The organism is Acinetobacter amyesii (genome assembly GCF_002018365.1).
GTDB classification, from domain to species: domain Bacteria; phylum Pseudomonadota; class Gammaproteobacteria; order Pseudomonadales; family Moraxellaceae; genus Acinetobacter; species Acinetobacter amyesii.
In genome coordinates this window covers 157423-169628 of sequence record NZ_MVKX01000004.1, presented here as the reverse complement: position 1 = coordinate 169628, position 12206 = coordinate 157423, and the positions used below count along the sequence as shown (strand labels likewise).

The following is a 12206-nucleotide window of genomic DNA, read 5'->3' as shown; positions in this document are numbered from 1 at the left end:
TTTACTTTTGAACTGTTATTTTGAATACTAGACACATCAAATAGCCAAAGCCATTTTCCTGCATTGGACTTGAAAATGGCTTAGCAAAAAGAGGTGTACTATGGGTGTTAGTAAAACAGTAATGAAAAGTGGTCTTAAAACTGTTGTTGAAGCAAAAGCGATCCATTCAGGTTATATCGTGGATGAGCGTGGTAATGAGGTTCAAATTACAGCGTCTATGATTCGTTCTGCTTGTCATCAGTTACTTAAACAGTGCCGAGCTATCAAAGCTTAAATATTGAAATATAAATAATGTAATCCAGAGGGTTAAAGCACTCACGCACGATTCTAAAAATTTTTAATGCGCTAAAATTTTATAAATAATGGAAAATAAACTTAATTATCTGTTCGTATCTACAAGTCATAATTAAACAATAACAACGGATTTGTTCACCTAAATTTTAGCTTATACACGTAAATTGCTCCAAAAAATCACTCAAAGTTCAAAAATTAAAAACCCGTCTAGATTGTTTAATTTAGACGGGTTTTTAATTTTTTGGGTGGTTCAATCTGCTGATGAACTGATACTAAGTTGTGAAGCAGGCGGTTAGCTAACCGCCTGAAACTTTGGGGAATCTTGGTTCACAATAGCTTCAAATCGTTGAATTTCTTCTTCCAAATGCGTTAGTAAATTTTGCATTTTTGGCAGCGCATTACGACATGCTGTTAAACCCACTTCAAGCTTATCTAAATAGCTGGTCATGGTGATATTAAGCGCTTGACCATCCAAAACAATGGACGCTGGGTAGAGCGCTTCTAAACGTGCACCATTCCAATATAACGGCTCTTGTGGGCCGGGAACATTCGAAATGACCAAGTTGAAGGCCTGACGTTTTGGCATGAAGCCTGATGCAATATTTAAACCTGCTGCACTGTAGACAAAAGCACTGTAGTTTAAAATTTGATTCGAGTTCATCCGCTTAAAGCGCTCTTTAGCATTGAGCACACTACGACGCACAATCTTCAAGCGCTCTAGCGGATCTTCTTTATGGGTTCCAAGGTTCGCCAAAATCATGGTAATACGGTTAGACATATCTGAATCATCGGTACGAACTGATGCAGGCACCATGGCAATCAATGGCTTTTTAGGTAAAGCATTTTGTGTAATTAAATACTCACGTAATGCGCCTGAACAAATTGCGAGCACAATATCGTTAATTGTTACGCCCAGTGACTTGGCAATATGTGACAAACGTGAAAATTCAAAAGACTGAGCAGCGAAACGACGAGAAGAACTAACCCGTTGGTTTAATATTGAACTCGGCGCTTGGAAACTAGATACATAATCTGGGTTACGCCCCATATCTTTCATCACTGTTTGTGACAGTTCGTACAAAACTCGTGGAGTTGAGTCAAGTTGTCCCTTAATGGTCGATAACAGGCCTTTCATACGACTGGCTTTCGGCTGCTTCAGGCGTTTTGCACGAGGGCCTTCTACACACCATGGCGGCACAATGCTTTTAGCATCTGGGTCATGCGAAAGTGATTTTTCAACTAAACGCATACCAGCAATGCCATCGACCATCGCGTGGTGAATTTTGAAGTACATGGCAAAACGATTGCCTTCAATACCTTCAATAATGTGGCAGGTCCAAAGCGGTTTTGCACGGTCAATCAGCGCACTGTGTTCTTGAGAAATATAAGTCAAAAGTTCACGGATACGACCGGGATGCGGCAATGCGATATGGCGGAAGTGATGATCTAAATCAAACTCTTCGTCTTCATCCCAAAAGAAGCCGTTGAGTTTATTGTTAAAAGGAGGAATAGGAATGGATTTTGAATTACGAATATCTGCGACTAAATCTTGAATAAAAGTATCTGGTGCATTGTCAGGGATCTGAAATAAAAATAGACCACCTACATGCATCGGTTGTTGCCGTTTCTCTAAATTTAAGAATATGAAATCAATAGGATGTAATGGACGCATAGCGTTGATTGCCTCACTGCAATTTCTACAGCTGCTCATGTATGAGTAGCATTGTTAGAATTATTAAATTGTCATTTGCAGTATAGCGTTTTTACGTTGAAATGATACGGAATTATGTGTATCGATGCGTTGAAAAAAACCACTGCTATGCAGTGGTTTTGTGATCTTTATTTTTTCATGTTGCCTGCGTGTAAGCCGCATTCTTTATGGGTTGCATCTTCCCACCACCAGCGACCTTCTCGTTCATGTTGATTTGGTAAAACAGGACGAGTGCATGGCTCACAGCCAATCGAGATAAAGCCACGTTCGTGTAGTGGATTATATGGAATTTCCATTAGACGGATATAGTTCCATACATCAGCGCTAGACCAGTTTGCCAAAGGATTGTATTTAATCAATTGCTTGCCCGGACCTGAAAAACCTGGGTCAGCTTGTACCACAGGAATTTCATTACGTGTGCCTGGGCTTTGGTCTTTACGTTGACCTGTGATCCAACCATCTAAAGTGGCTAGTTTTTTACGTAAAGGTTGTACTTTGCGGATACCACAGCATTCTTTATGTTCATCTTGATAGAAGCTAAAAAAGCCCTTTTCTGTTACCAGTTTTTGTACGGCATCACTTTCTGGGAAACAGATTTCAATATCAATTTTATAATGCTTACGGACAGTATCTAAAAATTGGTACGTTTCAGGATGTAAGCGACCGGTATCTAAACTAAATACACGAAATGGAATCCCTAAGTTCGATGCAAGATCAATCAGTACAACATCTTCTGCACCAGAAAAGGAAATCGCAACTTCACCTTGCTGGCTAAGCGCAAGTTTCATAATCTCAGAAGGTGATTTATCTGCATAATCAGATGCAAGTGCATCGACAAGGTCAATAGTAGGGATGGTAGTCATGAATGTCCTGGCTATAGGCTTGGAACGTTAAAACCTATATTAATTTATTTCAGAACTATTTTAATGGAAATGCTAAAACACACTTATCACTAAAAAATAGATACTTATGAAAAAAATAGATTTAAAAAAGAACAATGCATTTTTTTATTCTTCCGCTATGATATTGAAAAAATTTTTTCACATAACAGAGGGTAGAGTGCATGGAAGTCGTTTGTTTAGATCTAGAAGGGGTTTTAGTACCTGAAATTTGGATTAATTTTGCGAAAAAAACAGGCATTAAAGAACTTGAAGCAACGACTCGTGACATTCCAGATTACGATGTGTTGATGACTCAACGTTTAAATATCCTAAAACAACATGGCTTAGGTTTAAACGATATTCAAGACGTAATTGCAGATATGGGGCCATTTGAAGGTGCAAAAGAGTTTGTAGAGTGGGTGCGTACTCATTTTCAATTGATTATTCTTTCAGATACTTTCTATGAGTTTGCACATCCATTAATGCAGCAACTTGGTTGGCCAACGATTTTCTGCCACAAATTAGAAACTGATGAAAATGGTATGATCTCAGCTTATAAGCTTCGTCAACCTGATCAAAAGCGTAAAGCTGTTCAAGCATTGCATGGGTTAAACTTCCGTGTGATTGCAGCAGGTGATTCTTATAACGATACGACGATGCTTGGTGAAGCTGATGCGGGTTTCTTATTTGATGCGCCTGACAATGTGATTGCTGAATTTCCACAGTTCCCACCAATTCATGGCTATGCCGCACTGAAAGAAGCGATTCGTAATGCTTCTGTTCGTGATATTCCAGCTTAATTCTGAATAGTAAGTTATAGAAAAGGGCGCTTATAGCGCCCTTTCTTGTTTAATCGAAAGTTTTTAAAGCAACTTAGAAACGGTAACCGATTTTTAAGCTGTAACCGATTGCATCGTTGTCTTTAAAGTTAGCAACATTTGCAGCTGTTTCATTACCAGGGACAGAGTGTGAACCAGATTGTGCAGTCGCATCACCCAACCAGAAGTATTTAACACCAGCTTGAATAAACGATTGAGGTGTTGGACTAAATTGTCCACCTAAGCCAGCGCTCCAGTAACCTTCTGTTGGGCCTAAAGTTGACACTGGGTTACCTGCACCAGAGTCCCAACCGACCATGACTGTACCAGCCCATTGATCATTAAATTTACGGCCAACGCCTGCATTTACAGACCATTGATCCTTAGAATAGTCGACTAAGTTAAAACCATCTGTGTAGCCAACGATACCGTTAGAACCAGCAACTAAAGAACCTAAAATATCTGCTTTAATGCCAAACTCATGAGGTTTAATTGCAAATTTAGACCAATCTACCCAACGTACATTTGCGAAGGCAACAGTGTTTTCCATGATGCCAGATTGCAAATCTAAATTTACCGATTGTGGCGTGGTAACTTTTGTTTTACCTTCTGGAAGTGAATTAGATGCAACTAATGCATTTCTTACTGCAATTACAGCATCTCGTTGCTCTTTCGGTAATTTGGCACCCAATGGACCAAGCATAATGTTTAAGATTGGTGCACTTAAACCAGTGAAGTTATCAATTGATTGGAATGACTCAGTTGCATTTACTTCATGTTCGATCTCAGATCGATATGTTAAGGATGCCTTTAAGGCAATTTCAGGAATTTGATATGCAAAACCCGCTAGCCATCCAAGATCACCTTCTTCTTTGATATTTGCATCATATCCAGACATCATGCTGTAAGCTTCACCACGCAGACTTACTTTACCTTCAACAGTTTGGTATACCGGTCCTGCGTAAAAATTCCAATTCTCATTAGGTTGAAAACCAAATAAAAGAGAAAGGTTTTGTGTTTTTACATCCACTTCAGTTTGACCAGTAACTTCAGTGGCCTTACTGTTAAATTGAGCGACTGTTTTGTGGTCTAGTGCACCTAGGACAGAATCAGTAGATTTTGCTGAAAAGACGCTATTTGAATTATATTTAGCCTCTGCACCAAAAGGCTGATCATAAATTAAACCAAATGAGAAATGCTCATTCAGTTGAATTTTTAATGCAGCAGCTGGGAAATAATAGTCCTCAGCCATATCACCTGTAGCTTGGCCTTTAATATCTACACCTGAGACGTTTGGATCTAAAACTGAAATCCCTGCTTCAAAATAATTACCCGGTTGTAAAAATGCAGAAATTGACTGCCCAGAGCGATCCATTGCTGCTGCAAAAGCACCTGTCATTGGTACGCTGGCAAATAAAATGGCACTTGTTAATGCTTTTAAGTTCATTTTTCTACTTTCCTAGTATAAAAAACGCTTCAATGCGTTAATAAAATTTAAAGATATGTAATTTTTTTTAATCATACCTTGCACCAAAAAATAGCATAATTTAAAAAAGAGTAAAGACTCTAAATTTGAACTATAGGTAAAAAAAAGCTGTTGATTTTACATAATTAGAATAAATACTTTAATATTTTTTAGATAAACTATTGTTATTGAATATATAAAATAAATATCCATTAAACTATTGATATAAAATTAATTGTTCGAAAAATAAGCATAATAAATAAATCTTGAAATATATTATGTGAAATATGTCGCATATAAGAATAAAAAAAGCCCCATATAGGGGCTTTTAGGTTTTTTAATTCTTAGAAGCGATAGCCAATTTTCATGCCATAACCTAGCGCAGTATTGTCTTTGAATTCGCCAACAACTGTACCGCCAGTTTGCGCTTTCGCATCTCCTAACCAGAAGTATTTCACACCAGCTTGAATGAAATAGTTCTCAGCAGGGCTGTATTGACCGCCTAAACCAACACTCCAGTAGCCTTCAGTTGGGCCAAGTGTTGTTACAGGGTTACCTGCACCAGAGTCATAACCTACAGCTGCTGTACCCGCCCATTTATCATTGAATTTACGAGAAATACCTGTAGTGATTGAGTACTGATCGTCAGAATAATCAATTAAATTATTGCCGCCTGAACGTTGGAATAATGCTTGCGGTGTTACTGCAAATTGATCCCAATGAACCCAACGAAGGTTAGCAAAAGCTAAAGTGTTCGCAGCAATACCCGTTTGTAGATCGACGTTTACAGATTGTGGTGTAATTGCATCAACACGAGCGTTAGCTAAACCGATCGTAGTACCTGTAGGTAGAGTAACACCAGGAGCAACAGTCATAGGAGATGAAAGCGTATAAGTTTCTTCACCAGTTGCTTTGTGCTTGATTTCTGAACGATACGTTACAGAAGCTTTTAAAGCAATTTCTGGAATAGAGTAGGCGAAACCTGCTAACCAACCATATGCTTCTTCTTCAGCAACCTTGATGTTATAACCAGAAAGGCCTTGGTAAGCTAAACCACGTAGTTTGATATCTGCTTCTACAGTTTGCCATACTGGACCTGCATAAAAATTCCAGTTCTCTGTTGGTTGGTAACCAATTAACGCTGTTAGGTTTTGTGTATCAACTTCAACACTTGTACCTGTGCCGTTTGAACCGAAGAAAAGAGAATTGCTGTCGTATGCTGCATCTGCACCATACGGTTGATCATAGATCAAACCTAAAGAAATCTTATCAGTTGCTTGTACTTTAATTGCTGCTGAAGGGAAGTAGTAGTCTTCACCCATGTCATCAACTTTATTTTTCAGTAAATCTTGACCTTCTACTTTAGGGTCTAAAATAGAAATACCAGCTTCTGCGTAGTTACCAGGTTGTAAGAATGCTGAAATAGACTGACCTGAACGATCTAGACCCGCTGCAAATAATGATGCTGTTGGTAAAGCGGTAAGTAAAATTGCGTAGCTAAGGTGATTTAAGCGCATACTTTTCCCTGTTTGTAACTTTTGATGTTATTTCAATGTGTGGAAAGTAACATAAATAGAAAAACAGTAAATAAGAGTTGCTACTCTAAAATTGAACTAGGGAAGTTAAAAAATGAGCATGACTAGAGTATTTATTCTAGTGATTGATAATTATCTTTATGATTTTTAAATGAAAAATTAGAGTAAAAAGCTTAGTTTTTGATAAATGTTTTAGTAAATTTAAATGTTTATTGTTTGATCAAACAAGATAGGGAAAGAATAAAAAGTTAGGGCCATAGCGAACTATGGCCCGAATCATATTTAAATTAGAAGCGGTAACCGATTTTTAAACCGTATGCCCAAGCATCGTTATCTTCAAATTCACCAACAATACGGCTATCTTCACCAAATTGAGCAGCTGTTTGAGATTTTGCATCACCGAGCATGAAGTATTTCACGCCACCAGCAATGAAGTAATTCGGTGCAGGACTAAATTGTAAACCTAAGCCGACATTCCAGTAACCTTCAGTAGGGCCAAGTGTTGATACAGGGTTACCAGCGCCTGAGTCCCAACCTACAGATACGTTACCAGCCCATTGTTCGCTAAGTTTGCGACCAACACCAACTGTTGCAGAAATTTGGTCTTCAGAATATTCAACTAAGTTAAAGCCGTTTGGACGGTTAACTGCTGGTAATTGTCCAACTGCTTCAGACATTAAACCGAATTGGTATGGACGAATTGCGAAATTTGACCATTCAACCCAACGCACGTTTGCAAATGCAACGGTGTCAGCCATGATACCAGATTGAAAATCAAGGTTTACAGACTGAGGTGTAGTAATCGTTGAAGTGCCCTTAGCTCCAACTACATCTGCAGGGTTTTGACCAAGTAGCGTTAACGCGCCAGCAGTTGGAATTGTTTCGCGAATTGTCGTTTCATGGTCAATTTCAGAACGATATGTTAAAGACGCTTTAAGTGCAATTTCTGGAATTTGGTAAGCAACACCTGCCAACCAACCAAGATCACCAGTTTCTTTAATGTTTGAGTCATAGCCATTAAAAATGCTATAACCTTGACCACGTAGGCTTACGCTACCTTTAACTGTTTGATAAACAGGACCAGCATAGATGTTCCAATTTGGCGTAGGTTGGAAGCCAAAAACAAAAGCTAAGTTCTGAGTGTCTACAGAAACTTTTGTATTTCCTTGGCCTAGAGCAACACCTGCATTATCTAAACGTTGTTGTAATTGCTGTTGACCTTGAGTAAATGCCCCAGCTTCAACTTGTGGACGTACTGCAGCAGCAGCTGTATCAACATTACCACCTGCTTGAGTGATAATACCTGTCACTGTTGCTTGTAAAGTAGCATTATAAGCTGGGTTTGTTGGAGACATACCTTGTTGTGCAAGCAAGCCTTGCGCTGCTAAACCTACAATTTGTGTACTTGTAAGTTGATTTAAAGTTTGAGTAACTTCATTTCGAACCATGCTGTCTAATAGTGGTTGAGGTAATACCGTGTCAGAAGCTTGTGAAACAAAAGCATTATTACCTTTATATTCAGCAGCGGCACCAAATGGTTGGTCATATAGAAGACCGAATGAAAATTTATCAGTTAATTGTAGTTTTAATGCGGCTGAAGGGAAGTAATAATCATCAGCCATGTCTTCAATATTACGACGTGTAGCTGTTTCACCAGCTTCTTTACCAGAAACTGTAGGATCTAGAACTGAAATACCTGCTTCAAAATAATTTCCTGGTTGTAAGAATGCAGACATAGATTGGCCTGAACGGTCCATTGCTGCAGCAAAAGCACCTGTCATTGGAACTGAAGCAAGAATCATGGCTGTAGCTAAAGTTTTTAATTTCATTCTTCGTCATTCCTTGAGATACGAATTTGATTTTTATGGTTAATGCATATATTCGTTATGGAAAACTTTTTAATACTCTTGGGCTTAATTGTTACTCCATGTGACAAAAATAGCACAATTAAAATAAGAGTAAATGCTCTAGATTAAAAAATATGATTGAAAAACGAACTATTTAGAGTAAATGTACTAATTAATACATATAACGTTTTGATTATTATTTAATATTTTTAGTTACTGCATTATTTTCTTAACCCAGAAAAATTTGAAAATATTTTGATATGAGCAGTCATAAATTGAATTTTTGGCTTTATCGACCATGCCGTGTGTCGTTTTTTGCATTGACAAATAGATGGTTAGTGAATTTTAAAATGCTATTTAATTGTTCTTAAAAACAATCTATCAAGCGTAATATCAGTAAAAACAAAGATTAAGTTAAAAAAGTTCATCGATGAATTTTGAATTTGTAATGTAAATTTAGATTTAAGAATTCTTAATTTAGTTTTATTGATCAATGAGAGTTGAAAAAATCAGAGAGGTGAGGTGTCCAAAAAATTGTGCGCTCTGCGGGACTCGAACCCACGTCGGTCGCTTAGGAGGCAACTGCTCTATCCAGTTAAGCTAAGAGCGCAAGACGGAGGCTAATGTACTCCTATTTTAGCTAAAAAAAAAGTTATTGCCGAAACAATAACTTTTTAAATTACTTAGTCTTTATGAACTTCATTGGGGTCAATGTCGCTCAAATCTTTTGGATTAAGATAGTTAAACATTAATAACATGACTGTAATCCAAACAGGGATCATCAGCACAGATTCCATAAAGCCCTGAGTCCACATAATAAAGAGAACTAAAGCAATAAAGATCAGAACAATGTAGTTGCTGACTGGTGCCCAAAGTGCAGGATATGAGGTTGTAAAATTCAAAATACGTTTTGCACGACGGAACTGTAAGTGAGTCATGGTAATCATCGCCCAGTTCAGGACAAGCGCACCAACAACCACATACATTAAGTGACCAAGCGCATCTTCAGGTACGAAGTAGTTTAGGAGTACACAACCGAAAATTAGTACTGCAGAAAGTAATACCGCTGGAATTGGCACGCCACTTTTGTTGGTTTTTGCGAAAACTTTTGGTGCATTACCTTGCTTCGCCAAGCTGTAAAGCATACGGCTATTGGCATACATACCGCTGTTATAAACAGACAGAGCTGCAGTTAAAATAATGAAGTTCAGTAAATGTGCAGCCCAATCAATACCCAGTTGGCTAAAGATCATCACAAATGGACTTTTGTCTAAACCACCTAGTTCAAGCTGATTCCATGGCACAAGTGACAATAGAATAGTTAAAGAACCCACGTAGAAAATCAAAATACGGAAAACAACTTGGTTAATCGCTTTAGGAATAGTTTCTTTTGGATTTTCAGCTTCCGCTGCCGCCATACCAATCAGTTCAATACCACCGAAGGCGAACATCAAGAAAGCCAGCATGAAGAATAAGCCTTCAAAACCATTTGGGAAGAAACCGCCCTGACTCCATAAGTTGGTAAATGATGCTGTTGAGTTGGCATCTGCAGTAAGTAGCAAATACAAACCAAATACGATCATCGAAATAACTGCAGTGACTTTAATAATCGACAGCCAAAACTCAGATTCACCATAAAACTTCACATTACCTAAGTTTACTAAAGTAATGATCACGAAGAAGAACAGTACAGATGCCCACGCTGGAATATGAGGCCACCAGTAGTTGATGTATTTCGCAACAGCAGTGAGTTCTGTCATTGCCACTAAAATATAGAGAATCCAGTAGTTCCAACCTGTTAAGAAACCTGGAAATTTCCCCCAATATTTATATGCAAAATGGCTAAATGAACCTGCTACAGGTTCATGGACGATCATTTCACCCAACTGACGCATAATTAGAAAGGCGATCAGACCGCCAATGGCGTAGCCGAGAATAATGGATGGTCCAGCAGATTGAATCACATGCGCTGAGCCCAAGAATAAGCCTGTACCAATTGCACCACCCATGGCGATCAATTGAATATGACGATTCTTTAAGCCACGCTTGAGTTCGGAGGAATTGGTAGTCAAGTTACTCTTCCCGAGAATGGTTTAATTTTGGTAATTGTAATGTATAGAGAATGAATAGCCTAGTAGCTCAAAATTTATGAAAAATATTTATAGGTTTGATAACCTATTTTTTGTTTTAAATGCTGAATTAAAAATTTATGAATCAATAGATTAATTTTATTTTAATTGAAATTCTGATACTTGGCTTTATATGGAAAAGGTATCGAATGTAGTTTTTTTATACTTAAGTCATGTGATTGTTAAAACTTCAATTAAACATTGTATGATGCAAAAGCGCAGAAAAGAACGCTCTGCCAAAACACAATGATAAAGATTAAGGATTCAATAAAAATGAGTTTTGCTCCCCAAATTAAGATTGCAGCGACTTATATGCGTGGTGGTACAAGTAAAGGTGTGTTTTTCAAGCTAGATGATTTGCCGCTTGCAGCACAACAAGCGGGAAAAGTTCGCGACCAACTTTTATTGCGTGTGATTGGCAGTCCAGATCCTTATGGCAAACAAATTGATGGGATGGGGGGGGCGACTTCAAGTACCAGTAAAACCGTGATTTTGGCAAAAAGTTCACAGCCTGAGCATGATGTAGACTATCTATTTGGACAAGTGTCGATAGATAAAGCATTTGTCGACTGGAGTGGTAACTGCGGAAACTTAACAGCCGCTGTTGGTGCATTTGCCATTTCTAATGGTTTGGTTGAGGCATCACGTATTCCTGAAAATGGTTTGTGTACAGTTCGCATTTGGCAAGCCAATATTCAAAAAACCATTATTGCGCATGTACCTATTACTGATGGTGCAGTACAAGAAACCGGTGATTTTGAACTAGATGGTGTGACCTTCCCAGCAGCCGAAGTTCAAATTGAATTTTTAGACCCCGCAGATGATGGTGAAGATGGCGGCGCTATGTTCCCTACAGGGAATTTGGTCGATACCTTAACCGTACCCGATGAAGGCAGTTTCCCTGCAACATTTATTAATGCAGGTATTCCAACGATCTTCTTAAATGCAGAAGATATTGGTTATATCGGCACTGAACTGCAAGATGCGATCAATGGTGATGCCAAGGCATTGGCCCGTTTTGAAAAAATTCGTGCTTATGGCGCACAACAAATGGGTTTGATTTCAGATATTGCTGAAGCAGAACAGCGTCAACATACCCCAAAGATTGCATTTGTTTCAAAGCCGAAAGCCTATATATCTTCGAGTTCTAAACAAATTTCAGAACAAGATACGGACTTATTGGTTCGTGCCTTATCGATGGGGAAACTGCATCATGCCATGATGGGCACAGCGGCAGTTGCCATTGGTACAGCTGCGGCGATACCGGGGACGCTTGTGAACTTAGCCGCGGGTGGTGGGGAGCGAGAAGCTGTGCGTTTTGGACATCCATCTGGGACGCTACGTGTAGGTGCGCAAGCAATTTATGAAAATGGTCAGTGGGTCGTTAAAAAAGCCGTGATGAGCCGAAGTGCGCGTGTCTTAATGGAAGGCTGGGTGCGCATACCTGCGGATAGTTTGGATTAAGCATTTAACATCTCATTTGAAATCAGCCTCTGCTTTGCAGGGGCTTTTTTTTGCCTTTATCT

9 protein-coding genes and 1 tRNA gene are annotated in these 12206 nt (G+C 38.7%); 3 read left to right on the top strand and 7 right to left on the bottom strand.

What is annotated here, in order from left to right; all coding sequences use genetic code 11:
* Positions 1 to 100 precede the first annotated feature (100 nt).
* Entirely contained in the window at positions 101 to 274 is a 174-nt protein-coding gene (locus tag B1202_RS16445; RefSeq protein ID WP_168379036.1) for a PA1571 family protein, read from the top strand.
* A 312-nt stretch (positions 275 to 586) separates the two neighbouring features.
* Here the strand turns inward: B1202_RS16445 and B1202_RS07660 are convergent, their stop codons facing one another.
* Together B1202_RS07660 and B1202_RS07655 are read right to left on the bottom strand one after the other, a co-directional pair.
* Positions 587 to 1966, bottom strand: a complete 1380-nt coding sequence (locus B1202_RS07660; protein WP_078189980.1) for a WS/DGAT/MGAT family O-acyltransferase — start codon at positions 1964 to 1966, stop codon at positions 587 to 589.
* Between the two features lie 167 nt (positions 1967 to 2133).
* Positions 2134 to 2868: a phosphoadenylyl-sulfate reductase gene (locus tag B1202_RS07655; protein ID WP_078189979.1), complete on the bottom strand. Its 735-nt coding sequence runs from the start codon at positions 2866 to 2868 to the stop codon at positions 2134 to 2136.
* A gap of 200 nt (positions 2869 to 3068) precedes the next feature.
* On the opposite strand from B1202_RS07655, the gene thrH reads away from it, so the two are divergent.
* Positions 3069 to 3686, top strand: coding sequence for a bifunctional phosphoserine phosphatase/homoserine phosphotransferase ThrH (thrH, locus tag B1202_RS07650; protein WP_078189978.1), 618 nt, complete (start codon positions 3069 to 3071; stop codon positions 3684 to 3686).
* A gap of 73 nt (positions 3687 to 3759) precedes the next feature.
* On the opposite strand, the gene B1202_RS07645 is transcribed toward thrH, so the two are convergent.
* The 5 genes from B1202_RS07645 to B1202_RS07625 form a co-directional block, all read right to left on the bottom strand.
* Entirely contained in the window at positions 3760 to 5151 is a 1392-nt protein-coding gene (locus tag B1202_RS07645) for an OmpP1/FadL family transporter (RefSeq protein ID WP_078189977.1), read from the bottom strand.
* Between the two features lie 362 nt (positions 5152 to 5513).
* The gene (locus tag B1202_RS07640) at positions 5514 to 6686 is read right to left on the bottom strand and encodes an OmpP1/FadL family transporter (RefSeq protein ID WP_078189976.1); all 1173 of its coding nucleotides are present in this window, start codon (positions 6684 to 6686) and stop codon (positions 5514 to 5516) included.
* Positions 6687 to 6991: 305 nt separating this feature from the next.
* Positions 6992 to 8533, bottom strand: a complete 1542-nt coding sequence (locus tag B1202_RS07635) for an outer membrane protein transport protein (RefSeq protein WP_078189975.1) — start codon at positions 8531 to 8533, stop codon at positions 6992 to 6994.
* A 555-nt stretch (positions 8534 to 9088) separates the two neighbouring features.
* Positions 9089 to 9161: transfer RNA gene (locus tag B1202_RS07630), tRNA-Arg, on the bottom strand.
* A gap of 73 nt (positions 9162 to 9234) precedes the next feature.
* Positions 9235 to 10623, bottom strand: coding sequence for an amino acid permease (locus B1202_RS07625; RefSeq protein ID WP_078189974.1), 1389 nt, complete (start codon positions 10621 to 10623; stop codon positions 9235 to 9237).
* Positions 10624 to 10953: 330 nt separating this feature from the next.
* On the opposite strand from B1202_RS07625, the gene prpF reads away from it, so the two are divergent.
* Positions 10954 to 12144: a 2-methylaconitate cis-trans isomerase PrpF gene (gene prpF / locus B1202_RS07620; protein WP_078189973.1), complete on the top strand. Its 1191-nt coding sequence runs from the start codon at positions 10954 to 10956 to the stop codon at positions 12142 to 12144.
* Positions 12145 to 12206 lie beyond the last annotated feature (62 nt).

Coding starts and splice junctions, on each gene's coding strand:
- B1202_RS16445 (WP_168379036.1), top strand. CDS start 101: ATGGGTGTTAGTAAAACAGTAATGAAAAGTGGTCTTAAAACTGTTGTT.
- prpF (WP_078189973.1), top strand. CDS start 10,954: ATGAGTTTTGCTCCCCAAATTAAGATTGCAGCGACTTATATGCGTGGT.
- B1202_RS07660 (WP_078189980.1), bottom strand. CDS start 1,966: ATGCGTCCATTACATCCTATTGATTTCATATTCTTAAATTTAGAGAAA.
- B1202_RS07655 (WP_078189979.1), bottom strand. CDS start 2,868: ATGACTACCATCCCTACTATTGACCTTGTCGATGCACTTGCATCTGAT.
- B1202_RS07645 (WP_078189977.1), bottom strand. CDS start 5,151: ATGAACTTAAAAGCATTAACAAGTGCCATTTTATTTGCCAGCGTACCA.
- thrH (WP_078189978.1), top strand. CDS start 3,069: ATGGAAGTCGTTTGTTTAGATCTAGAAGGGGTTTTAGTACCTGAAATT.
- B1202_RS07635 (WP_078189975.1), bottom strand. CDS start 8,533: ATGAAATTAAAAACTTTAGCTACAGCCATGATTCTTGCTTCAGTTCCA.
- B1202_RS07640 (WP_078189976.1), bottom strand. CDS start 6,686: ATGCGCTTAAATCACCTTAGCTACGCAATTTTACTTACCGCTTTACCA.